Source organism: Arthrobacter cheniae, from assembly GCF_003602275.1.
GTDB lineage: Bacteria > Actinomycetota > Actinomycetes > Actinomycetales > Micrococcaceae > Arthrobacter_D > Arthrobacter_D cheniae.
In genome coordinates this window covers 236928-259664 of record NZ_QZVT01000006.1, presented here as the reverse complement: position 1 = coordinate 259664, position 22737 = coordinate 236928, and the positions used below count along the sequence as shown (strand labels likewise).

Genomic DNA, 22737 nt, shown 5'->3' with positions numbered 1-22737 from the left:
CCTGGTCCCGGCCGCCGCCTACAGGCCGAGTGACTCCAGCACGGGCAGCTCGGCGCGCGCCCGGTCCCTGGCCTCCGCGGCCGTCCTGGCGGCGACGGCAAGACCTGCGATGCGCTGGGCCTCGGCGAGGGTCACGCTGTTCAGGACCGCGCCGACGCCGGCAAGGGCCCTCGGGGTCATCGACAGCGTCGAGACCCCGAGCCCGACGAGCACGACGGCGAGGGCAGGATCGGCCGCGGCCTCGCCGCAGACACCCACGGGCTTCTCGTGCCCCTCGGCGGCCGAGCCCTCGACGGTCAGTTTGACCATGCGGAGGACCGCCGGCTGCCACGAGTTGTTGAGGGCCGCCAGCGAGCCGAGCTGCCGGTCTGCCGCCATGGTGTACTGCGTGAGGTCGTTGGTGCCGAGGCTCGCGAAGGACACCTCACCGAGGATCGCCTCGGCCATGAGGGCCGCCGAGGGAACCTCCACCATGACGCCGGGGGTCTGCAGGCCGGCGTTGCTGCACAGTTTCGCGAAGTCGGCAGCTTCTTCGGCGGTCGAGATCATCGGAGCCATGACCCACACGTCGGCGGTGGCTTGCGACGCAGCGTCGGCGATGGCCTTCAGCTGGCGCTCGAGCACGCCGGGGGACGTGAAATCCGTGCGGTAGCCGCGAACGCCGAGTGCGGGGTTCGGCTCGGAGGAATCGGTGAGGAAGGGCAGCGGCTTGTCGGCGCCGGCGTCCAGCGTGCGCACCACTACCTTCTTGCCCGGGAAGGCGTCGAAGACACCCTTGTAGGCCTCGATCTGCTCCTCCGACGTCGGCTCCGTCTCCCGCTCCAGGAAGCAGAACTCGGTGCGGAGGAGACCCACGCCCTGGGCCTTCGCCTCGGCGGCCTTGACGGCATCCTTCGCCCCGCCGACGTTGGCGAGCAGGGGGACCGCGTGACCATCGGAGGTGACGCCCACGCCGCCGAAGACGGTCAGTGCTGCTGCTGCAGCCCTGTACGCCTCGGCTGCCGCTTCCTCGTCGGAGCCGGGATTCAGTGCGATGGTTCCAGCGGCGCCATCGACGAACACGAGGGTGCCGCTGTCGATGCCCTCCACGCCCGTGGCGGCGACGACGGCGGGAAGGCCGAGCGAGCGGGCGATGATCGCGGTGTGGGACTGCGGTCCGCCGCCCGAGGTGACCAGGGCGAGGACCACGCCCGGGTCCAGCGTGGCGGTGTCGGCCGGGGCGAGGTCCTCGGCAACCAGGATGAAGGGAGTGTCCGACGCCGGTATCCCGGGGGCCGGGAGGCCGCGGAGTTCCGCGACGATCCGTGCCCGCACATCGAGCACGTCGGCGGTGCGCTCGGCCATGTAGCCACCGAGGTTGTGGAGCATCTCGGCGACCGACGCGCCGGCCTCCCAGACCGCGCGCGCCGGGGACATCCCGTTGTTGATGAGCTTGGCGGCGGACTTGAGCAGCATGGGGTCGGCCGCCATGAGGGAGGTCGCCTGGAGCACGGCCTTCCCGTCGCCCTTGGCAATCCCGGCGCGACGCTTCAACTCCTCCTGCACAGCCTTCGACGCCACCTTGAGCGCGGCGACGGCCTGCTCCGGGGCGTCGGGAGTGTCATGGCGTTCACCTGCGGGAGGTTCGCTGACGGGCATCGGCATGTGGCGGACGGGGCCGATCACTCGACCGGGGCTGACTCCGACCCCTGCGAAATTCTCCATTGAACGTCCTCTTTTCCTTGCCGGTGATGGGTCTCGGTCTAGCACCATTGTGCCGCGTGAAGCAAAAAGAAAATGTGAGCCACTTCATATAACGCTGCTATAGGTGCTACGGTAGCAGGCATGAAAAAGGGAGGCGAACCAGCGCCTAAGACCAGGCTGCTCAGGGCCGCCGCCGCGCTGCTCGCCGAGTCCAACGGCGAGCCCGTCTCGACCCGGCAGATCACCCAGGCGGCCCGGGTCACCGCACCGACGCTCTACCACCACTTCGGAGACAAGGAGGGCCTGTTCGACGCAGTCGTCGCCGAAGGTTTCTCGGAATACCTCGATGCCGAGCGGAACCTCTCGGCATCGGGACAGCCGATCGAGGACCTCCGGATGCACTGGGACAACCACGTGCAGTTCGGGCTCGACCATCCGCACCTCTACCTGGTGATGTTCGGCAACATCCGGCCCGAGCGCCGACCGTCGATGGTGGCCAGCGCGGAAGCCTTCCTGGAGGAGGTCCTGGCCCGTGCGGCCGCGGCAGCCCGCCTCGTGGTCTCTCCACATGAAGCTGCTCGCAGCATGCTCGCGGCCAATGTCGGCGTGACCCTCATGCTCATCGCGGAACCCGCCGCGAAGCGCAATCTCGAACTCTCCGCCATGACGCGGGAAGCCGTGATCTCGGCGGTGGCGACGGATTCCGAAGGTGATCCGACGACGGACACGGAAGGGACCCCCTCCGTGGTCGTGGCGGCGATCGCGCTCAATGCCGCACTGCAGTCATCGCATCCGGACCAGCTCTCCAGCTCCGAACTGAAGCTCTTCCTCGAATGGCTCCAGCGCATCTCCACCAGATCGGGAAGCTGACGCTCCCTGATGACCATCCATCCCTCTCCGCAGAGTTGCGGGGACAACGGTAAGGAAGAAACGTGGCAACACAACTAGAAGCGAGGTCCGGCACCAGTGCCCGGGTCCGCGTCCAGAAGTTCGGGTCGTTCCTCTCGGCGATGATCATGCCGAACATCGGCGCGTTCATCGCCTGGGGTCTCATCACGGCCCTGTTCATCCCGGCTGGATACTTCCCGAACGAGACGATCGGCGCCCTTGTCGGTCCGATGATCACGTTCCTCCTGCCGCTCCTGATCGGTTACACCGGCGGCAAGATGGTGTACGACGTCCGTGGCGGCGTCGTCGGGGCGACGGCGACGATGGGTGTGATCGTGGGAACGGACATCCCCATGTTCATCGGCGCCATGATCATGGGTCCGCTCACCGCCTACCTTATGAAGAAGATCGACTCGATTTGGGATGGCAAGATCCGCCCCGGCTTCGAGATGTTGGTCAACAACTTCTCCGCGGGCATCTTCGCCGGCATCATGGCCATCTTCGGCCTGCTCGCCGTCGGCCCGCTGGTCACGCTCTTCAGCGACGCTGCGGGAAGAGGAGTCGATTTCCTCGTCAGCAACGGTCTGCTGCCGTTCACCAGCATCCTGATCGAGCCCGCCAAGATCCTCTTCCTCAACAACGCGATCAACTACGGCGTACTTACCCCACTCGCCACGCAGGAGGCCACCGAGACCGGCAAGTCGCTGCTGTTCCTGCTCGAAGCGAACCCCGGCCCGGGCCTCGGCCTGCTCCTCGCCTACGCCATCTTCGGTCGCGGCATGGCCAAGGCCTCCGCTCCCGGTGCGATCATCATCCAGTTCCTCGGCGGTATCCACGAGATCTACTTCCCGTACGTCCTGATGAAGCCCCTCATGGTCCTCGCCGTCATCGGTGGCGGCATGGCCGGCATCTTCACCCTCGTCCTCACCGGTGCCGGCCTCCGTTCGCCCGCCGCTCCCGGCAGCATCATCGCCGTGTACGCCGCCACCGCGTCGGACAGCTTCCTCGGCGTCACCCTGTCCGTCCTGATGGCCGCTGCGGTGTCGTTCCTGATCGGTTCGATCATTCTCAAGACCTCCAAATCCACCGACGATGACATCGCCGGTGCGGCCAGCAAGATGGAGGGACTCAAGGGCAAGAAGAGCTCCGTGGCCGGCAACTTCCGCTCCACGTCCGCAACCGACGGACCCATCCGGAACATCGTGTTCGCCTGCGACGCCGGTATGGGCTCCTCCGCGATGGGCGCCTCGGTCCTCCGCAACAAGATCAAGGCGGCCGGCTTCCCGGACGTCAAGGTCACCAACCTCGCCATCGCCAATCTGAAGGACGACTACGACGTCGTCGTGACGCACCAGGACCTCGCCGCCCGCGCCGAGCCCCTGACGCAGAGCGCGACCCACGTGTCCGTCGACAACTTCATGAACAGCCCACGGTACGACGAGATCGTGGAGCTGGTCCGTGCCAGCGCGTCGGCCGGAAGCGGCGTCGATCCGAAGAACCCGACGCCGGCAGCGGTTGCGGCCGAGGCCGACGCCGACGGCGCAACCACCGGCGCCAATGACGTCCTCGCGGAGGAGAGCGTTGTCCTCAACGGCCGGGCCACCACCCAGGAGGACGCCATCAACGAGGCGGGCCGACTGCTGGTCGAGCGCGGTGCGGTGGACTCCACCTACGTCGCAGCGATGCACGAGCGCGAGAGGTCCGTACCCACCTACATGGGTAACTTCCTGGCGATCCCGCACGGCACCAATGCCGCCAAGGACCTGATCAAGCGGTCGGCCGTATCGATCGTCCGTTACCCCGAGGGCATCGACTGGAACGGCAAGCAGGTGAAGTTCGTCGTGGGCGTCGCCGGAGTCAACAACGAGCACCTGTCCATCCTGTCCGCGATCGCCCGGGTGTTCTCGGACAAGGACCAGGTTGCGAAGCTCGACGAAGCGACGTCGGTCGACGAGGTCCTCGCCCTGTTCGGGAAGGTCAACGCCTAGTGAAGGCAGTACATTTCGGTGCCGGCAACATCGGACGCGGCTTCGTGGGGCTCCTGCTCCACGAAGCCGGGTACGAGGTGGTCTTCGCCGACGTCGCGGACGCCCTCATCGACCAGTTGGCCTCCACGCCCAGCTACGAGGTCCACGAGGTCGGTGAGAAGCCGACGATCAAGACGGTGGACAACTACCGCGCGTTGAACTCGCGGTCGCAGGAACAGGACGTGATCGTGGAGATCTCGACGGCGGACATCGTGACCACGGCGGTGGGCCCGAACGTGCTGAAGTTCCTCGCGCCGGTGATCGCCCAGGCGATCGCCCTGCGGAGTGACGATCTTCGGCCGTTGCAGGTCATGGCCTGCGAGAACGCGATCAACGCGACGGACACCCTGCGCCGTGAAGTGGAGCAGGCGTTCGACGGCCCTGCCTCGGACCTCACGGCGAGGGCGGTCTTCGCCAACACCGCTGTGGACCGCATCGTCCCGAACCAGGCTGCCGGCCAGGGCCTCGACGTGACGGTGGAGACCTTCTTCGAGTGGGTCATCGACCGCACCCCCTTCGAGGGCAACGCTCCCGACATCCCCGGGGCCACCTACGTCGACGATCTCGCACCGTACATCGAGCGGAAGCTCTTCACGGTCAATACCGGCCATGCGTCGGCGGCCTATTTCGGCTACGCCGCGGGAGTCGAGAAGATCGCCGATGCCATGGCGGACGATGCGATAGCGGCGAAGGTGCGTGCCGTGCTGGAGGAGACCAAGCAGCTCCTGGTATCCAAGCATGGTTTCGAGGCGGCGGAGCAGGAGGCCTATGTGCAGAAGATCCTGCGCCGCTTCGAGAACCAGCACCTCCCCGACACCGTGGTGCGTGTGGGACGGGCACCGTTGCGGAAGTTGAGCCGGAAGGAACGTTTCGTCGGCCCGGCTGCCGAATTGGCGGAGACGGGGACGCATCCGGCGGCGCTGCTCGAGGCCATGCAGGCGGCGCTGTCCTTCACCGCTGCGGACGATCCCGAAGTCACCGCCCTGGCCGAGATCCTGGCGACCCAGGAGCCGGGCGAGGCAACGACGTCGATCACCGGCCTGGAGGCGGGGCATCCGCTGCATGCGCCCGTGCGGGAGCTCATCGCGCAGCATTCGCCGGGTCACCACACCGCGTAGAACCACGACGGTGCGACGAGGAAGGGAGTAGCTTCGGCTGCTCCCTTCCTCGTCACCTGCCCTTGACGGATTCACCGGAAGATCCTAGCGTGGGAAGGAAAGCGTTTTCCAACCAGAGGATTCAACGATGAGTTCGGCACAGAAAACAGCAGTTCCCGCGTGCGTTGCCCTAGCCACCGGCGCCCTCCTCGCCTTCGGCGGTCTCTCGGTTCCGGCCGCGGCGCAGGGGCCGGGGTCCGGCAACGCGGCACCGATCGGGGGAGTGCAGCTCGAATATCTCGACCGCGGCCTCGTTGCCGCGGCAACACCGCAGGGTGTCTTCCTCAGCTGGCGCCTGAGGGCCACCGAGGTCACCGGCGCGACCGCCGCCGGCCTCACAGGCACCGACTTCACGGTCTATCGCGACGGCGTCGCCATCGCCACCGTGACCGACAGCACCAATTTCCTCGACACGGACGCCGGCTCGGATGCCGCACCAGGCGCGCGCTACAGCATCGCCGCCGTCGTGGACGGAGCGGAGGTGGAGGTCAGCGCAGAGGTGACTCCGTGGACCCAGGCCTTCACCGACCTGCCTCTCACCAAACCTTCCGGTGGCGTGACGCCCGTCGGCGAGGCCTACACCTACTCCGCCAGTGACATGAGCGTCGGGGATGTCGACGGTGACGGATCCTACGAGTACTTCGTGAAGTGGGAGCCTTCGAACTCGAAGGACGTCTCGCAGATCGGCTACACGGGCAACACCTACATCGACACCTACACGGCCGCAGGGCGCCTCCTCAGCCGGGTCGATCTTGGCGTCAATATCCGTTCCGGCGCCCACTACACGCAGTTCATGGTGTCCGACTTCGACGGCGACGGCCGCTCCGAGATGATGCTCAAGACCGCGCCGGGGACGAAGACCACGACCTACGGGCCCGACGGCGACGTCACGTCCGAGAGCTTCGTGACGATTCCGGCGGCGGACGTCGCCGCCGGCGTCACGGACGCCGATGACTACCGCCTGAGCGACGACGGCTACTACGAACACGTCGTCGGGATGTTCAAGGGCTGGCAGGACCACCCCGAGGTCGTCGCCAGCACCTGGCCCGCCACCCTCGAGGAGGCCTTCGGCATCGCGCCGCGCTACGAGTACCCGCTCTCGGACGCCGACGCCCGCGCCATGACGGACTACTTCATGGACGTCTATGCCCCCTCGCGGAGTGCGAGGAACAATCTCCGCGCCTTCGAGGGCTTCATCGTCGACGGGCCCGAGTACCTGAGTGTCTTCGAGGGAGCCAGCGGTGTCGAGCTCGAGACCGTCCCGTACGAACCGGACCGCGGCGATGACGGGCTGCTCTGGGGCGACTACGCCATGGCGCGCATCGAGCCCGGGAACCGCGTAAACCGGTTCCTCGCCGGCGTCGCCTACCTCGACGGCGAAAATCCCTCCGCCGTCTTCGCCCGTGGCTACTACACGCGGGCCAACGTCGTCGCCTACAGCTGGGACGGCGAGCGGCTGACGAAGGACTGGACCGTGGACTCGGGTCACGTGCCGATGACCAACCCGTTCAATGACGGCCCGCACGGCGGACGCGGCAGCAGCGAGGAGTTCGGTTCACTGACAGGGCAGGGATTCCACTCGCTCAGCGCGGCCGACGTCGACGGCGACGGCCGACAGGAAATCGTCTACGGAAGCGCCACGATCGACGACGACGGATCGCTGCTGTACAGCTCCTCCGACACCCTCCCGGCAGGCAGCGCGGCACCGGGCACGGAGGCGAAGCTGGGACACGGCGATGCCATCCACGTGACCGACATCGACCCGGACCGTCCGGGCCAGGAGATCTTCTCCGTGCACGAGGGAGCAACGGGCGCTCCCTACGGTTGGGCGATGAGGGACGCGGCCGACGGTGAGGTCCTGTTCGGCGGGTACACGGGCAAGGACACCGGGCGCGGCATGATCGGCGACATCGACCCGGCGGTCCGGGGCCTCGAGAACTGGGCGGTGGGCGTGCGATCAGCCTCCGGGCAGGTCCTTCCCGGCAACGGGCCCGGCACCAACATGAGCATCCGGTGGGCAGCCGACGGCACCACGCAGCTCGTCAACGGGACGGGCAACCAGACCACGACCATCGATGACGCGCGGCGCGGACGGCTCCTGACAGCCACGGACACGCGCACGAACAACGGCACGAAAGGCAGTCCCTCGCTGGTGGCCGACGTGTTCGGCGACTGGCGCGAGGAGCTGCTCGTCCGCACCGCAGACAGTTCGGCGATCCGGATCTTCACGAGCACCGAGGTGACGGACCGGAAGTTGTACACGCTGATGCACGATCCGCAGTACCGGGCCGAGATCGCCCGGCAGAACACAGCGTACAACCAGCCTGCCTACACGAGCTTCTACCTCGCCTCGGACACGGACTTCGCCGATGTCCCGGTACCCGACGCCTTCCTGCCCGGGGCGATTCCGGCCCTGCAGCGCCAGTTCGAGCAGCTCGTAGGCGCGGGCGGGATCTCAGGACCAGCGGTACAGCAGCTCCGTGCTTCCCTCGACCAGGCGCAGCGCGCGGTCGAGCGGGACCAGGCGGGCAACGCGGCGCGCGCCGTGGACACCTTCCTCGATCGGCTCGGACAGAAAAGCCCCGGATCGGTCTCCGACGATGCGCGCACCGCGCTCGCCCACTCGGGCGCTGTGGTGCTCTTGATGCTGGCCTGAGCGGCGTCGAGCCAGAAACGTCCGGCAGGACCGCGTGCGGACGGGTACGCGGTCCTGCCGGATTCCGTTGACAAGGGGCAGGGATGCCCGGTTCTCCGGTAGGTTGGCAGGTGTGAGCAACGCTTCCCATGACCTGCTGTCGATCGTCTACTCCAGCAGTGCGGCACATCCCTACGACGCGGAAGACCTGGGGGCGCTGTTGGCCCTCAGTCGTGAGAACAACGCCCGCCACCAGTTGACCGGCATGCTGCTCTACCGCAACGGGCGTTTCCTCCAGGTGCTCGAGGGTCCCGAGGACGTGCTCCGCCGTCGTATGTCCATCATCGCTGCCGATCCGGAGCACACCGACGTCCGGATCCTGCTGCAGGGGACGATCGACGAGCGGCAGTTCCCTGACTGGACTATGGGCTACGAGCCGGTATCCGAGGCCATGGAAGATGACGTTCCCGGTTACCGCACCACGTTCGCGGATCTCGACCGCGACGAGGATCCGTCCGACTCCCTGCAGGCGCTGCGGGAGCTGATCCGCTGGTTCCAGGATCGGGCCATCCAGCTGCGCTGACCGTGCCACCGGCGTCGACCGCGCCCTCCATCAGGGCCGGCGTGTCCTGCGGTCGGCCTTCCCAGGAGCGCGGAGCAGTCCGGCGTCGGGTGCCCTGCTGATTGGTGGTCACCGTCCGTTGTGCGGGATAGTGCAGGCATGCCTGATCCCGTGATGCGCCCGACCGCCGTCGACCCTGCATTATTCCTCGCTGCTGTCCCGCATCCGGTCCGACGCGGCGACGGGGAGGCCGTGCTCCACCTCATGGAAGAACTGACGGGCCAGCCGGCCCGGATGTGGGGGCCGTCGATCATCGGTTTCGGGTCCTACCACTACAGGTACGCCTCGGGTCACCAGGGCGATGCCGCGGCCGTCGGCTTCTCGCCGCGCAAGGCGCACCTGGTCCTCTACGGACTGACCTACGACAGTCGCTCGGAGGCGCTCCTGCCGGAACTGGGGAAGCACAGGCGCGGCGCGGGCTGCCTGTACGTGAACAGGCTGGCGGATATCGATTCCGCCGTCCTGGAGCGCCTGATCCGCGACGGATACCAGTACGCCACGACGGTCCTGCACAGCCCGTCCGCGTCCTGACGGCGGACCGGTGGAAGGATCAGTCGCCGATGAGTTCCCGGATGAAGGCGAGGTGCTCGACGTCCTGGAAGGCGCCGCCCTGCTCGTGCCCGTTATAGGGGTACACCTTCATCCGTGCGGGTCCGGCGTAGTGGTTGTGCGCGGCGAAGACGCACGACGGCGGGCATACGTCGTCGAGCAGTCCGACCGAGAACATGGCGGGCATGGTGCTGCGTGCTGCGAAGTTCACCCCGTCGAAGTAGCTGAGCGTCCGGAAGACCGCCTCGACGTCGTTCCGCCGCGTGCCCAGGTAGTTCACGATCTCGGAGTAGGGGGCGGTCGCCACGATCTCGGTGGCGTGCCGGACATGGGCGAGGAAGGGGACGTCGACGATCGCCCCGACCGGAGGTGTGTCATTCACGCGCTGCGTCAGTGCTGCTGCGGCAAGGGTGATGCCGCCGCCCTGGCTGCCGCCGGACAGGACGATGCGCGCCGGATCGACGGCGGGATGCTGCTGGGCGGCCTCGACCGCGTGCACCGCGTCCATGAAGAGCCGCCGGTAGTAGTAGGTGTCAGGGTCGGCGATGCCGAGCGTCAGGAATCCGCCGTGGTGCGGACCGGTCAGGGGTCCGTCCCCGGTATCGCCGGTCCGGTGCCCCGACCCCTGCCCGCGGAGGTCCATCACGAAATGCGCGAAGCCCGCGCTCGGCAGCCCCGTCCACTCGCCGAGCAGTCCACGGCCTCCGCCGTAACCGATGTAGGTGATGACGGTCGGCAGGGGACCACGGACGTGACGCGGCCGCAGCAACCACGCCTTCACCGGTTGGCCGTCGAAGCCCGCGAAGGTGACGTCCTCGGTGACGAGCTGGGAATAGCCTGCGTCCACCTCCTCGAAGACGGGGGAGGTGGCATGCGCGCGCTGCTCCGAAAGGGTCCTGTCCCAGAAGGCGTCATAGTCCGCGGGCTCATCGCGCTCCGGCAGGTAGCGCCTCAGCTCGGCAAGGGGGAGATCGAAGTGGGGCATGGCGTGCATCCTTTCATGGCGCGGATGGGCGAGGATAGTGGCCGTGCAGCCTTACCGGCTCGGACTGTTGACCATTGATACGATTCAACCTACGCTGTGGGATAACGCTTTCCCAAAGGCGTCCCACGATGGTGACGAAGAAGTTTTCCAGGAGGACAAAGATGTTCCGCACTCTCTCACGGCGCACCCTGACCGGCGTCGCAGCCTTGGCCGCTACCGGGCTGGTCCTGACCGGCTGTGGCGGTGGCGGCGATGAGCCGGCCGCCCTCGATACCGAAGAGCAGATCACCCTGAACTACACGTTCTGGGGCAACGATGATCGTGCCGCCCGCTATGACCAGGCCATCACGGCGTTCGAGGAGAAGTTCCCGAACATCACGATCAACGACACGTTCACCGACTATCCCTCCTATTGGGAGAAGCGCCAGACAGAAGCCGCGGGCGGTGGCCTGCCGGACGTGATGCAGTTCGACTACACCTACCTCCGCCAGTACGGCGACAACGGCCTGCTGCTCAACCTCGAGGAGTACTTCGACAACGGCGTCACCACCGACGCCATCGACGAAAGCCTCCTCACCACCGGGAAGCTCGAGGACGGCACGTTCGCCATTCCCACCGGCTACAGCGCCTGGTCGGTGTTCCAGAACCCGGGGCTGCTGGCCGAGGCCGGCGTCGAGCCCTACGAGGGTGGCACGAGCTGGGAGGACTACAACACCTACATGGCAGCCGTGACGGAAGCGGGCGGCGGCACGGTCTACGGAGGCACGGACACCACCCAGCGCATCCAGGACTTCGAACTGAAGCTGCGCCAGGACGGCCAGGAGCTGTTCACCGAGGAGGGTGAGCTCAACTTCACGCAGGAGGAGCTCGCGGACCACTGGAAGGAAGGCCAGGAGAACCGTGACAAGGTCACCGTGCCGCAGAGCAAGCTCGAGGAGATCAATCCGGTCTCCGGTTTCGGTGGCAACCTGACGACGAGCGAGATGAGCTGGAGCAACTTCCTCGGGGGCTACCTCGGTGACTCGGGTGCCGAAGAGATCACGATCGTCGCACCACCGACCAGCAACCCGGACGAGAAGGACCTGTACCGCAAGGTCGGCCTCATGCAGGCAGCATCCTCCTCGACCGAGCACCCGGAAGCAGCCGCGGCCTTCGTGGACTTCCTCATCAACAGCCCCGAGGTCGGCGAGATCTTCGGCGCCACGCTCGGCATCCCCGCCTCGGAGACGCAGCTCGAGGGCGCGAACCTCGAAGGACCGGACAAAGCGGTCAAGGACTACCTCGACTCGGTCGAGGACCGCATCGGTGATTCGCCCGCGGCTCCGGTCGCAGGATTCGGCGCCATCGAGCAGACCTTCTGGGATCTGGGCAAGTCGATCGGCCTGGGCTCCGTGACGCCCGACGACGCCGCGCAGCAGTTCTTCGACGAAGCATCCGTCACGCTCGGAAACTAGCAGGACAGGGAGTCAGACCGTGACTACGGACTCAGCGCACGCGCCAGCAGCAACCCGCACCGCCGAATCCGGTGCCCGTCCGGCGGACAGCCGCCGGACGGGCGCACCCCGGCCCCGCCGTCGCAACGGCGACACAATAGCGGGGTACGTCTTCCTCTCGCCCTGGCTGCTCGGCTTCGTGGGGTTGACGCTCGGTCCCATGCTGGCGTCGCTCTACCTCGCCTTCACGGACTACAACCTCTTCACCGCCCCCGAGTGGACAGGTCTCGAGAACCTCACGCGCATGGCCGAGGACGACAAGTTCTGGAGCTCGGTGCGGATCACCCTCATCTATGTCCTGGTGGGAACGCCCATCAAGCTCGCGGCCGCACTCGCGGTGGCCATGCTCCTGAACTACAAGGCGCGGGGTACAGGCTTCTTCCGGTCGGCGTTCTACGCCCCCAGTCTCATCGGGGCCAGCGTCAGCATCGCGATCGTCTGGCGTGCCATGTTCTCCACCGACGGTCCCGTCGACGGGACACTGAACCTCTTCGGCATCAACCTCGGCGGCTGGATCGGGAACCCCTCCCTGATCATGCCGATGATGATCCTCCTCGCGGTCTGGCAGTTCGGTGCCCCGATGGTCATCTTCCTGGCCGGCCTCAAGGGAGTACCGGCGGAGCTCTACGAAGCGGCGTCGGTCGACGGCGCGAAGCCCTGGCGCAAGTTCATCAGCGTCACCGTGCCGATGCTCTCGCCCGTCATCTTCTTCAACCTGCTGCTCGAGATGATCAACGCCTTCCAGGTGTTCGCCTCCGCCTACATCATCGGCTCGGGCACCGGCGGACCCGGAGGTGCCACCAACTTCTATACGGTGTACCTCTACACGAGGGCCTTCGCGAACAACCAGATGGGCTACGCCTCGGCGATGGCCTGGGTGCTGCTGCTCGCCGTCGGCGTCCTCGCGTTCATCCTCTTCCGCACCTCCAAGAACTGGGTCCACTACGCAGGAGACTCCAAGTGACCACCATCGAATCGAACCCCGCGGTCCCTGTCCCGTCGGATCCGGGGAGGCTCACGCAGCCTCCGCGACGACGCCGGCCCGCCCGCCGCCACATCCCGACAGCGCTCTGGATCATCGCCATCGTGGCCCTGACAGCGATCGTGCTGTACCCGCTGCTCTGGATGTTCTCGGCATCGCTCAAGCCGAACTCCGAGTTCGGCAGCAACCAGGGCTTCCTCCCGGAGAACCCGACGTTCGACAACTTCGTCAAGGTGATGCAGGGTATCGCCGGCATCCCGACGTGGAAGTTCTTCCTGAACTCGCTGCTCCTCGGCGTCGGCGCGGTGATCGGCACCGTCATCTCCTCCTCGATGGCCGCCTACGCCTTCTCGCGCATCACCTTCCGCGGCAGCAAGGTCCTCTTCGCCGCCATGATCGGGACGCTGCTCCTGCCGTTCCACGTGCTGATCATCCCGCAGTACATCATTTTCCGGAACCTCGGACTGATCGACACCTTCTGGCCACTGCTGGCCGGCAAGTTCCTGGCCACCGAGGCATTCTTCGTGTTCCTCATGGTCCAGTTCATCCGGAACCTGCCGCGCGAACTGGACGAGGCCGCGCGCATCGACGGCTGCGGGCACGGACGGATCTTCTTCTCCATCACCCTGCCGCTGATCAAGCCGGCCCTCATCACGTCGTCGATCTTCGCCTTCATCTGGAGCTGGAACGACTTCCTCGGCCCACTCCTGTACCTGAACTCCCCGGACAAGTACCCGCTGCCGCTCGCGCTGCGCATCTTCAACGACCAGACGAGCACCTCGGACTACGGGGCGACGATCGCGATCTCCGTGCTGGCCCTGCTGCCAGTGATGCTCTTCTTCATCATCTTCCAGCGCTTCCTCGTGGACGGGGTCGCCACCCAGGGCCTCAAGGGATGACCCGCCGCCAGCGTGAGGCGGTGCGCGATCGCCACGCAGCGACGCACGACGGCAGCTCCCTGCGCTGGCCCGGGGCGACGGCACGGTTCGCCCTCTTCGGGGAGGTCCTGTGGGTCGGGGTACTGTGCTGCGTGGCCAGCCTCGGGATAGTAACGATCCCCGCGGCCTTCGCGGCGGGATCCGCCCATCTGCACCGCTTCCTCCGTGCCGAGGACTCCCCGCTGAGGCAGTTCGCCGCCGACTTCACGGCGGCCCTGAGGACTGGATGGCTGGCGGGCCTGGGCGTCGTGTTGGCCGTCGGGTTGCTCCTGCTGGACATCATCGTCGCGAATTCGCGACTGCTGCCCGGGTGGCAGGTCATCCTCGCCGCCGGCGTCGTGCTGCTTGCCGGTGTGCTGGCCGCTCTGGCAGGAACGACGGCGCGCTGGCCGGCCTCACGATCCTGGCGTGCTGCAGGGCGTCGGTGGCTGAGGGACGCCCGGAAGGATCCGGCGGGGGTCCTGTGGCTCGTCGCCGCCGTCGTCCTGACGTTGATGGTCACCTGGCAGCTGCCGCCACTGGTGGTGCCCGGGGTGGGGTGCCTGGTGTTCGCAGCACTCGCGACCTCGGTCCGCCCGCGGCGCTAGTTCTTCCCCCTGTTCATCCCGACAACTCCTGGAGATCCCTTGCACTACGGCGGAGACTACAACCCCGAACAGTGGCCGGAGGATATCTGGCCCGAGGACGTGGCTCGGATGCGTGAGGCAGGGGTCACCATGGTGAGCCTCGGCATCTTCTCGTGGGCGCGGATCCAGCCGTCCGAGCACGAGTTCGACGTCGAGTGGCTCGACCGCATCATCGGCCTCCTGCACGACGGCGGGATCGCCGTGGATCTTGCGACGGCGACGGCGTCACCGCCGCCCTGGGCGACCGTCGCCTACCCGGAGATGCTGGCCGCCGACGAGTCCGGAGTAACCTACTGGCACGGGAGCCGCCAGCACTATGCTCCGTCGTCGCCCGTGTACCGGAGACTGGCCGCCGGTCTCGTCTCGCGGTTGGCCGAACGGTACGCCCAGCACCCCGCCGTCGTGCTCTGGCACGTGAACAACGAGTACGGGTGCCACCTGAACGTCGACTATTCCGACGCGGCCAGGGATGCCTTCCGGAACTGGCTGAAGAAGCGTTACGGATCGGTCGAAGCCCTCAACGAAGCGTGGGGCACCATGTTCTGGTCGCAGCGCTACGGCTCCTTCCTCGAGGTCTTCCCGCCACGCCGAGCGCCGTACAGCCACAATCCCGGCCAGCTGCTCGATTACCGGCGCTTCACCTCGGACATGCTGTTCGAGTGCTACCTGATGGAGCGGGACATCATCCGGGCCGCGGGCGCCGTCCAGCCAATCACCACCAACTTCATGGGGGCGTTCAAGCCGGTGAACTATGCGCAGTGGGCCCCCGAACTCGACGTCATCAGCGACGATCTCTACCCGGATCCCAATGACCCGGAGGGCTTCAGGGAGGGTGCATTCCACGGCGATCTCATGCGGTCGCTCAAGCCCGGGACGCCGTGGCTGCTCATGGAGCAGGCCTCCAGCGCCGTGAACTGGCGGCCCTCGAATGCGCCGAAGGCACCCGGCCAGCTCGCGGCTCAGAGCATGCAGGCGGTGGCTCGCGGAGCCGACGGCGTCCTCTTCTTCCAGTGGCGGCAGTCGCGGGCGGGATCGGAGAAGTTCCACTCCGGCATGCTCCCGCACGCGGGGACCGACACCCGCACGTGGCGTGAGGTGGTGGCCCTGGGCGCCGAGCTCGGCTCACTGCCCGGACTGCCCGCCGACGAAGGCTCGGCCCGCGTCGCGATCCTGCTCGACTGGGAGAACTGGTGGGCGATCGAGAACCCCGACCATCCCGCCGCGCTGGACTACCTGTCCCTGGTGCGCGGCTGGTACGACGCCGCGCACCGCCTGCACGTGCAGGTCGACCTCCTGCCGCCGACCGCCCGCCTCGAGCAGTACGACGTCGTCATCGCCCCCCAGCTCTACCTCCTGACCGAGCAGGCCGCCGCGAACCTCGCGGCGTTCGTCGGACAGGGCGGGCACCTGCTCGTCACGGCCTTCAGCGACGTCGTGGACGAGAACGACCGCTTCCGGTCGGGCGGCTTCGGCACGCAGCTGCGGGAGCTTCTGGGCGTCGTCATCGAAGACTTCGGTGCGCTCGTGCCGCCTGGATCCACGGGCCCCGGCCAGCAACACGCCAGGGTGGCGGGGAACGGCATCGCCTTCGCAGGTTCCCTGCTGGCGGAGGAGGCGCGTGTCGTCGACGCCGAGGTCCTGGCCCGGTTCGTCGGTGGCCGGGAGGACGGCCGGCCCGCCTTCACGGTCAGTAACCGGGGATCGGGGAGCGCGTACTACGTCGCCACGGTGCCCGACGACGACGGCGCCGGGCTCGTGCTCCGGACCCTGTTCGCGGCGGCGGGAGTGGAGCCGGTCCTGCCGGGACTTCCGCCCACGGTCGAAGCCATCCGGCGAGGCAGGCTGCTGACGGTCATCAACCACGGCACCGAAGCGGTCGACGTCGAGGTGCGGGGCGAGGACGCCCTCGGGGGTGGTGCCGTCGACGGCGTGGTGCTGCAGCCCTTCGGGTACGCCCTGGTCCTGATGGAAGGCTGAACCAGCCACCGGGCATCGCTCGTGCAGGTCCGGTACACCTCATCGACGTCGGAGGCAACGCGGCCATTCGCCCTGAATCCCATCGCTGGTGCAGCGAGGCGCGGCCTAGGCTCGGGAGTATGGAACAGCCGAGCGAGAACCACCACCTGAAGGACCTGGGCAGCACCGAGGGGATCGATCCGACCGACGTCGGCCAGATCCAGGACGGCCCGCTCACCGCTGCCGACGAGGTCGACCTCATCGCGAACCAGGCCGTACCGGACGGCGACCCGTCGGTCGAGACCATCGCCGGCAACATCGGCCTCGAGGACACCCCGGCGGACAACCCGACGACCGACGACCGCTTCACGGGCGGTCAGCGCTGACCGCTCGCGGCTAGGCGCGCAGCTGCTCCACCATGTCGAGCACGACGGCGCGCAGATCGCCGTCGTTCTCCGTCGCTATGCGCCGCTGGCGCTGGTAGCCGGCGCCTCGGCGCAGGATGCCCTCCACGTCGGCAAGCTCGCTGCTGCAGCCGAGTTTCGCGGCGATGGGCTCGAGCCGGTTGAGGACCTCGACGAGGTGTTCGGTGACGAGCTGCTCCTTCCCGTCGGCGTCGAGGATGATGATCGCGTCGAGGCCGTAGCGGGCTGCCCGCCACTTGTTCTCCTGGATGTGCCACGGCTGCATGGTGGGGATGCTCCCTCCGGCGTCGAGCGTCTCCGAGAACTCGTGGACGAGGCATTGGGTGAGGGCGGCGACCGCCCCGACGTCCTGCAGGGTGGACAGGCCGTCGCAGACGCGCATCTCGACCGTGCCGAGGTTCCCGACCGGCCGGATATCCCAGCGGATCTCGCTGACGGCGTCGATCACCCCGGTGGTGAACATGTCCTGCACGTAGGACTCGTACGCGGCCCAGTCGTCGAAGTGGAAGGGCAATCCGGCGGTGGGCAGCTGCTGGAACATGAGCGCGCGCTGCGAGGCGTACCCCGTGTCCTCCCCGCCCCAGAAGGGCGACGACGCCGAGAGCGCCTGGAAGTGCGGGAAGTAGTTCACCAGGCCGTCGACCACCGGGAGGGCCTTGTCGCGCGAATCGAGACCCACGTGGACGTGCACGCCGTAGATGACCATCTGCTGGCCCCACCACTGCGTGCGATCTATCAGCTTGGCGTAGCGCTCCCTGTCCGTGACCTGCTGCAACCGGGGAGCGCTGAAGGGATGCGATCCGGCGCAGAAAAGCTCGACGCCCATGGGATCGGTGACCTCCCGCACGGCCGCGAGGGAGCGTGACAGGTCTTCCTTCGCCTCTGCCACGGTGGTGCAGACCCCGGTGACGAGCTCCACGGTGTTGAGGAGCAGCTCCTGCTTGATATGCGGGTGCTCGTCGTCGTCCTGCAGTTCGGGATGATTCGCGCTGACGCCCCGCAGGACCTGGTTGGCCACGGAGACCAGCTCGCCGTTGTAGCGGTCCACGAGCGCCAGTTCCCACTCGACCCCGAGCGTTGACTGGGCTGACTGGGCGAAATCGATCTTCAAGAAGACACTCCTGGAACGGAACGGACGAAGGTGCTGGATGAGGCCCCGGTAGTGCGCCGTCGCGGGGAGGACCGTCCTCAAGTGTAATAACGACAACCTGCTACGGGCATCCCGCGACCGCATGTGTCACGGCGGTATGAAGGACGCCGGTCGCGGTTCGCGGTGGGGTGGGTAGTTCTCCCCATCGCCGACGCCACCCCGGCCGCATAGAGTGCAGGAAGACGTGGGAGGCCGAGGCCTCACCAGCACGTGAACTTACTGGGGGACGATCATGGCGATACCGGGGTACGACATCAGCGTGGGAGCATGCCGCGGCGTGCTGTCCACGGTGCAGGCGGACAGCGAGGCGATCGGCACTGCCCGTACCAAGCTCAGTTCGGCTGTCGACGCGGCGATCGGAGCGTCGAGGAGCCAGCAGATCGGTGACGCCCTGATCGGACTCTGGAACGACGTCCTGGTGCTGCAGTGCGAAGCGGCGACCACGCGCGTCGAGAACGCCGTGAATGGCGTCAGCGCTGCAGTGAACGCGTACGTCGAGGGTGACGCCGCCATGGCGGACACCGCCCGCAGCCAGGTCACGCAGATGCCGTCCCTCGCCATCGACGACGCGAAGGAGTAGCCATGGCTTTCGATACCAGCGGCCTGCAGCAGTGGGCGTCACCGGGGGAGCTGGAAGCGGCCGCCGGTGACATCGCCTCCGCGGGCGCCGACGTCTCGACCACCGTCGATGGGCTCTCCTCCACGTGGTCCGGACTCTCGGGAAGCTATCAAGCCCCGGAACAGGTGGAGGTGCTGGCCGTCTTCACCTCGATCACCCCCCACGGTGATGTTGTCGACCTGGCGGCCGGACAGGCGCAGACCGCCCTTGCCGCCTTCGCCGGCACGGTCCGGGAGCTCGAGGCTGAGCGGACCGCTCTGCTCGCCGAAATATCCTCCTTCGAAGCCGACCCGCCGACAGTGGACCCCGCCGATCCGGATTCGCCCGTGGACGCTGCCCAGCAGGGCTGGCTCCAGGGTGATATCGACCGGCTGGCCGGACGCTACGACGACGCGGTGACGACCTGCGTGGCTGCCCTCAAGGGCATCGACGGGACGGTGGACAACACCGTCAGCACCCTGAGCGGGCCCGAGGCCGGCCTGGTCGTCGCAGCGAGCACGAATTACTCGAGCACCCATACCTTCAAGCGCGTGGACATCACCGCCTACCGCCAGGTCCCGATGCCCTGGCAGCAGTTCCGCTTCACGCCGCTCGATCCGACCGGTCCGCTGACTGCTGCGGAGATCGCCGGCGACAGGTACCTGAACATCGGCGGGCGCGAGATCCATATCAGCAACCCCGACCATCCCGACTACGGACGAACCGTGTCGGAGCGCTATACGCGCAACGGCTTCGCCGCCGCGGTGGACTGGCGTCCGGAGGTCCACGAGCGCTTCTACGACTTGTCGTCCGCCTACCGGGCCCGGGTGGACGCGAACCCGGGCGACTGGAAGCCTGCCCCCACGTCGTCGACTCCCCGACCGACGTTCGGCGAACTTCCCCACGGACTCAAGGCCCTCAAGGTCGGCGGCGGTGTCGTCGCCGTCGGCATGGCCGGCCTGACGATCGCTGATGAGCGCGCCCAGGCCTACGACCGCCTCCTCGTGGAGTCCCCGAGGATGAGCGAAGCCGACCGCAACGCCCGTGCCAACGAGCTCGGTGCGGTGCGCGGCGGTGCGAAGACCGCCGTCGACCTCGGTGCAGGGGTGGCCGGTGCAGCCGTGGGAACGATGATCGGCGGTCCTGTGGGAACCGTGATCGGATTCGGCGTCGGCATGGGCATCTCCTACCTCGCCGACCAGGACCTGCCGGACTGGTTGGGCGGAGGCAGCGTGAAGGACGCAGCGGCGGATCTCGCCGAGAATGCGTACGACGGCACGAAGGAGGCGCTTTCGGATGCCGGGGATGCCATCTCGGAGGGCTGGAACTCGGTGTTCGGTTAGGCTGGCGTCACTGTGGACGGCTGCTGTATTCCCGACCGTCATGCCCCTCAGGCAACCGCCTGTTCCTGCCTGCAACGGAGTCCGATGTCCTGATGTCCCCGATACTCCTGATCACGATCCTGCCGTTGGGTCTCTTCCTCGCCTGGGCGAGCATCTCGATGATCCGGCAGAAGTGGATGTACCTGCTGGTCGGGGACAGCTTCCTGCCCGGCAAACCGAGCCTGGCGATGCTGCCGATCGGCATCCTGATGGCTTGCGCGCCCTTCAACGACCTCATTTACAGGCTGCCGCAGGCGGTGACTGGTCCCATCAGCCTGTTCCTCATGGCCTGCCTGGTGTCGGGCCTCGTCGGCTGCTTCTACGTCCCGCGGTTCCTTCAGCCCCGCTGGATGAAGGACTCGGATGATGAGATCAAGCGCGGCGGCGGCCTGTACGCCGCGAAGTACCGGAGCCGTGTGCTGCGCCAGGGTCCCACCGGTGAGCCCCTCGGCCCGACGGAAGAACGGAACGCGCCATGACGACGCACACCGACCAGCAATGGCAGTGGGAGACCGCGGGGCCCGTGACCCTGCCGCGGCTGGCCGCCTGGGAACGCCTGGACGAGGCCGGGGCCGCCCTGGTGCTCGCACATCCCCAGGTTCCGGAGGGTACCTTCCGGCCCAACCTCGTGGTGCGCCTGGGCTCTACGGGCGGACTTTCCCTGGCTGCGCTGTCCACCAGGGCTGTGATCGCGACTCTGCAGTCCTTCCCGCAGGCGCACATCGTCGGCCACGAGGAAGCGACCGTGGCCGATGTCCCTGCACGCCGCCAGACGTTCACCTATCTCCAGGCTGGACAGGCCGTGTGCGTCCTCCGGTGGTTCTGCGTCCTCGGGGACCTGTCCGTCGAGATCATCGGCAGCTTCGCCCCGGATCAGTCGGTCGGGATGGAGACCCTCCTGCACCGCATGGTCGAGCTGGCGAGGGTGGACAACATGTCCGTGGCCACCCGACCGGGGCAGCGAGCGTCGGCCGAGCCCGCACTTGATCCCGTCGCCTCCGAGCACCTCGGACGCCCGCTGGAAGATCTCTCCCGCATCGCCGCGGTCCAGCCGTTCGTGTCCGGCGGGCCCGTGATCAGTAACGAGGCGCTCGACCTGCTGATGGAGTGCGCGGACGGCAAGGGGGTCGGGATGGCTGACCGGTTCCGTCGTCGCGCCCAGATCGAGGAGTTGTCCGCCGCGGGCCTCATGGATGCATCGGGGAAGCTGGCGGCGGCGGGCCTGAGCCTGGTCGCACCGCTACGCGGACCCACCTTCTCCTTCGCGGTCGGCGCCCAGCGCGCAGATCTCGCGACGTCGGTCACGGCATGGGTGGGTGCGGACGGCGCCTTCCTGGTGTCCGGACCCGCGCCGGCGGCTGCGCGTGGTGCAGGAACGCCCGCGCTCGGGCAGGTGCAGGTGGCGCTGGTGAGTGCTGCGCACCTGCCATCCGTCCTCGTCGCCTGGCTCGGGGTCGGACCCGCATGGAGTTACATCGGGGAGAACGTGGCCGTCACCCGGGAGGCGTTCGCGCGCCGGCTGGAAACCGGAGCGCTGACCAGCGCGCCGGGACGTGATCCTGCGCTCGTCAGGTTGTGGGAGCAGCCGTGGCTCGCCTGGTCCCTGCAGGAGTCCGGCGCCGCTGCCCCCCAGAACACGTGGTTGTCGGCCGGAACAGCGGGGCAGCACCTGGCATTCGTCAACCAGGGCGGCAGCATGGAGCTCGAACCGTTCGCGTCGTCGGCGGTGTGGAGCGTGATGGCCCGCTTCGTGCACGACGGACTGGTTCGGGCGGGCGTCCGCTAGAAGTACCGTGGCATGGCAGGCACAATGGCGGTGTGCCCATCCTGAATAAAGACATGACCCTGTGCATCTCCCTCGCGTCGCGCCCGAGCAACGTCGGGACGCGCTTCCACAACTACCTCTATGAGGAGTTGGGGCTGAATTACATCTACAAGGCGTTCGCGCCGACGGACCTGCCATCCGCCATCGCCGGTATGCGGGGACTCGGCATCCGGGGCGCCGCGATCTCGATGCCGTTCAAGGAGGAGGTGATCGCGCTCGTCGACCACCTCGACGAGTCCGCGAAGGCGATCGATTCCGTCAACACCATCGTCAACGACGACGGCGTCCTCACCGCCTACAACACCGACTACGCGGCTGTGGCCCGGCTGCTCCGCGAGCACGCGGTCCCCACCACGCACTCGGTCCTCGTGCGGGGTTCCGGTGGCATGGCCAAGGCCGTCGTCGCTGCCCTGCGGGACTCCGGTTTCACGAACGTGACGGTCGTCGCGCGCAACGAGCGGACGGGCAGGGCGCTCGCGGACCTGTACGGGTTCGGCTGGCAGCAGGATGTGGGGGAGTCGACCGCCGACCTGATCCTCAACGTCACGCCGCTCGGCATGACCGGTACGGATGCCGACGCCGTCGCCTTCCCGCAGTCCGCCATCGACGCCGCCGAAGTGGTGTTCGACGTCGTCGCCGTGCCCTCCGAGACACCCCTGATCCGCGCTGCCCGGGCTGCGGGCACACCGGTCATCACGGGCGCCGAGGTGGTCGCACTGCAGGCGGAGGAGCAGTTCGTGCTCTACACCGGCATCCGCCCTACTCCCGAGCAGGTCCGGGCCGCGGGGGAGTTCTCCCGTCAGCAGGCCTGACCGT

The 22737-nt window shown here is 67.5% G+C and carries 20 protein-coding genes; 17 read left to right on the top strand and 3 right to left on the bottom strand.

Annotated elements, in window-relative coordinates; genetic code table 11:
• Nucleotides 1–18: 18 nt before the first annotated feature.
• Nucleotides 19–1704: a phosphoenolpyruvate--protein phosphotransferase gene (gene ptsP, locus D6T63_RS13120; RefSeq protein WP_120149492.1), complete on the bottom strand. Its 1686-nt coding sequence runs from the start codon at nucleotides 1702–1704 to the stop codon at nucleotides 19–21.
• 120 nt (nucleotides 1705–1824) lie between these two features.
• Here ptsP and D6T63_RS13115 point away from each other — a divergent pair, with 120 nt between their 5' ends.
• From D6T63_RS13115 to D6T63_RS13090, 6 genes are all read left to right on the top strand, one after another.
• On the top strand, nucleotides 1825–2553 hold the full coding sequence (locus D6T63_RS13115) for a TetR/AcrR family transcriptional regulator (protein WP_120149491.1): 729 nt from the start codon (nucleotides 1825–1827) through the stop codon (nucleotides 2551–2553).
• 62 nt (nucleotides 2554–2615) lie between these two features.
• Nucleotides 2616–4559 carry a PTS mannitol transporter subunit IICBA gene (locus D6T63_RS13110; RefSeq protein WP_120149490.1) on the top strand — a complete coding sequence of 648 codons (1944 nt, stop codon included), beginning with the start codon at nucleotides 2616–2618 and terminating at the stop codon, nucleotides 4557–4559.
• Complete coding sequence (locus tag D6T63_RS13105) at nucleotides 4559–5716, top strand: mannitol-1-phosphate 5-dehydrogenase (RefSeq protein ID WP_120149489.1); 1158 nt, start codon at nucleotides 4559–4561, stop codon at nucleotides 5714–5716. The genes D6T63_RS13110 and D6T63_RS13105 overlap by 1 nt, the downstream gene beginning before the upstream one ends.
• Nucleotides 5717–5843: 127 nt before the next feature.
• Nucleotides 5844–8411 carry a rhamnogalacturonan lyase gene (locus tag D6T63_RS13100; RefSeq protein ID WP_120149488.1) on the top strand — a complete coding sequence of 856 codons (2568 nt, stop codon included), beginning with the start codon at nucleotides 5844–5846 and terminating at the stop codon, nucleotides 8409–8411.
• Between the two features lie 112 nt (nucleotides 8412–8523).
• Nucleotides 8524–8973, top strand: a complete 450-nt coding sequence (locus D6T63_RS13095; protein ID WP_235830738.1) for a BLUF domain-containing protein — start codon at nucleotides 8524–8526, stop codon at nucleotides 8971–8973.
• A 138-nt stretch (nucleotides 8974–9111) separates the two neighbouring features.
• Nucleotides 9112–9543, top strand: coding sequence for a DUF1801 domain-containing protein (locus tag D6T63_RS13090; protein WP_120149487.1), 432 nt, complete (start codon nucleotides 9112–9114; stop codon nucleotides 9541–9543).
• Nucleotides 9544–9562: 19 nt separating this feature from the next.
• On the opposite strand, the gene D6T63_RS13085 is transcribed toward D6T63_RS13090, so the two are convergent.
• Nucleotides 9563–10546 carry an acetylxylan esterase gene (locus D6T63_RS13085; RefSeq protein WP_120149486.1) on the bottom strand — a complete coding sequence of 328 codons (984 nt, stop codon included), beginning with the start codon at nucleotides 10544–10546 and terminating at the stop codon, nucleotides 9563–9565.
• 161 nt (nucleotides 10547–10707) lie between these two features.
• Here D6T63_RS13085 and D6T63_RS13080 point away from each other — a divergent pair, with 161 nt between their 5' ends.
• From D6T63_RS13080 to D6T63_RS13055, 6 genes are all read left to right on the top strand, one after another.
• A complete protein-coding gene (locus D6T63_RS13080) occupies nucleotides 10708–12000 on the top strand; it encodes an ABC transporter substrate-binding protein (RefSeq protein ID WP_120149485.1) in 1293 nt (430 codons plus the stop codon).
• A gap of 19 nt (nucleotides 12001–12019) precedes the next feature.
• Nucleotides 12020–13003 (top strand): carbohydrate ABC transporter permease, encoded by a 984-nt coding sequence (locus D6T63_RS13075; RefSeq protein WP_120149484.1) that lies wholly within the window; start codon nucleotides 12020–12022, stop codon nucleotides 13001–13003.
• Nucleotides 13000–13920, top strand: a complete 921-nt coding sequence (locus tag D6T63_RS13070; protein ID WP_407923744.1) for a carbohydrate ABC transporter permease — start codon at nucleotides 13000–13002, stop codon at nucleotides 13918–13920. Before D6T63_RS13075 ends, D6T63_RS13070 begins: the two co-directional genes overlap by 4 nt.
• The gene (locus tag D6T63_RS13065; RefSeq protein ID WP_120149483.1) at nucleotides 13917–14546 is read left to right on the top strand and encodes a hypothetical protein; all 630 of its coding nucleotides are present in this window, start codon (nucleotides 13917–13919) and stop codon (nucleotides 14544–14546) included. Before D6T63_RS13070 ends, D6T63_RS13065 begins: the two co-directional genes overlap by 4 nt.
• Nucleotides 14547–14585: 39 nt before the next feature.
• Complete coding sequence (locus D6T63_RS13060) at nucleotides 14586–16562, top strand: beta-galactosidase (RefSeq protein WP_120149482.1); 1977 nt, start codon at nucleotides 14586–14588, stop codon at nucleotides 16560–16562.
• A 119-nt stretch (nucleotides 16563–16681) separates the two neighbouring features.
• Nucleotides 16682–16927 (top strand): hypothetical protein, encoded by a 246-nt coding sequence (locus D6T63_RS13055; protein WP_120149481.1) that lies wholly within the window; start codon nucleotides 16682–16684, stop codon nucleotides 16925–16927.
• 10 nt (nucleotides 16928–16937) lie between these two features.
• Here the strand turns inward: D6T63_RS13055 and D6T63_RS13050 are convergent, their stop codons facing one another.
• The gene (locus D6T63_RS13050; RefSeq protein ID WP_120149480.1) at nucleotides 16938–18077 is read right to left on the bottom strand and encodes a glutamate--cysteine ligase; all 1140 of its coding nucleotides are present in this window, start codon (nucleotides 18075–18077) and stop codon (nucleotides 16938–16940) included.
• Between the two features lie 271 nt (nucleotides 18078–18348).
• Between D6T63_RS13050 and D6T63_RS13045 the strand changes: the two genes are divergently transcribed.
• From D6T63_RS13045 to D6T63_RS13025, 5 genes are all read left to right on the top strand, one after another.
• Entirely contained in the window at nucleotides 18349–18696 is a 348-nt protein-coding gene (locus D6T63_RS13045) for a DUF6507 family protein (protein WP_120149479.1), read from the top strand.
• 2 nt (nucleotides 18697–18698) lie between these two features.
• The gene (locus D6T63_RS13040) at nucleotides 18699–20057 is read left to right on the top strand and encodes a hypothetical protein (RefSeq protein ID WP_120149478.1); all 1359 of its coding nucleotides are present in this window, start codon (nucleotides 18699–18701) and stop codon (nucleotides 20055–20057) included.
• Nucleotides 20058–20149: 92 nt separating this feature from the next.
• The gene (locus tag D6T63_RS13035) at nucleotides 20150–20575 is read left to right on the top strand and encodes a hypothetical protein (protein WP_120149477.1); all 426 of its coding nucleotides are present in this window, start codon (nucleotides 20150–20152) and stop codon (nucleotides 20573–20575) included.
• The gene (locus tag D6T63_RS19245; protein ID WP_182976996.1) at nucleotides 20572–21882 is read left to right on the top strand and encodes a hypothetical protein; all 1311 of its coding nucleotides are present in this window, start codon (nucleotides 20572–20574) and stop codon (nucleotides 21880–21882) included. The genes D6T63_RS13035 and D6T63_RS19245 overlap by 4 nt, the downstream gene beginning before the upstream one ends.
• Nucleotides 21883–21914: 32 nt before the next feature.
• Nucleotides 21915–22733 carry a shikimate 5-dehydrogenase gene (locus D6T63_RS13025; protein ID WP_268878025.1) on the top strand — a complete coding sequence of 273 codons (819 nt, stop codon included), beginning with the start codon at nucleotides 21915–21917 and terminating at the stop codon, nucleotides 22731–22733.
• The last annotated feature ends 4 nt before the right edge of the window (nucleotides 22734–22737 follow it).

Coding starts and splice junctions, on each gene's coding strand:
- ptsP (WP_120149492.1), bottom strand. CDS start 1,704: ATGGAGAATTTCGCAGGGGTCGGAGTCAGCCCCGGTCGAGTGATCGGC.
- D6T63_RS13115 (WP_120149491.1), top strand. CDS start 1,825: ATGAAAAAGGGAGGCGAACCAGCGCCTAAGACCAGGCTGCTCAGGGCC.
- D6T63_RS13100 (WP_120149488.1), top strand. CDS start 5,844: ATGAGTTCGGCACAGAAAACAGCAGTTCCCGCGTGCGTTGCCCTAGCC.
- D6T63_RS13090 (WP_120149487.1), top strand. CDS start 9,112: ATGCCTGATCCCGTGATGCGCCCGACCGCCGTCGACCCTGCATTATTC.
- D6T63_RS13085 (WP_120149486.1), bottom strand. CDS start 10,546: ATGCCCCACTTCGATCTCCCCCTTGCCGAGCTGAGGCGCTACCTGCCG.
- D6T63_RS13080 (WP_120149485.1), top strand. CDS start 10,708: ATGTTCCGCACTCTCTCACGGCGCACCCTGACCGGCGTCGCAGCCTTG.
- D6T63_RS13065 (WP_120149483.1), top strand. CDS start 13,917: ATGACCCGCCGCCAGCGTGAGGCGGTGCGCGATCGCCACGCAGCGACG.
- D6T63_RS13055 (WP_120149481.1), top strand. CDS start 16,682: ATGGAACAGCCGAGCGAGAACCACCACCTGAAGGACCTGGGCAGCACC.
- D6T63_RS13045 (WP_120149479.1), top strand. CDS start 18,349: ATGGCGATACCGGGGTACGACATCAGCGTGGGAGCATGCCGCGGCGTG.
- D6T63_RS13040 (WP_120149478.1), top strand. CDS start 18,699: ATGGCTTTCGATACCAGCGGCCTGCAGCAGTGGGCGTCACCGGGGGAG.
- D6T63_RS13035 (WP_120149477.1), top strand. CDS start 20,150: ATGTCCCCGATACTCCTGATCACGATCCTGCCGTTGGGTCTCTTCCTC.
- D6T63_RS19245 (WP_182976996.1), top strand. CDS start 20,572: ATGACGACGCACACCGACCAGCAATGGCAGTGGGAGACCGCGGGGCCC.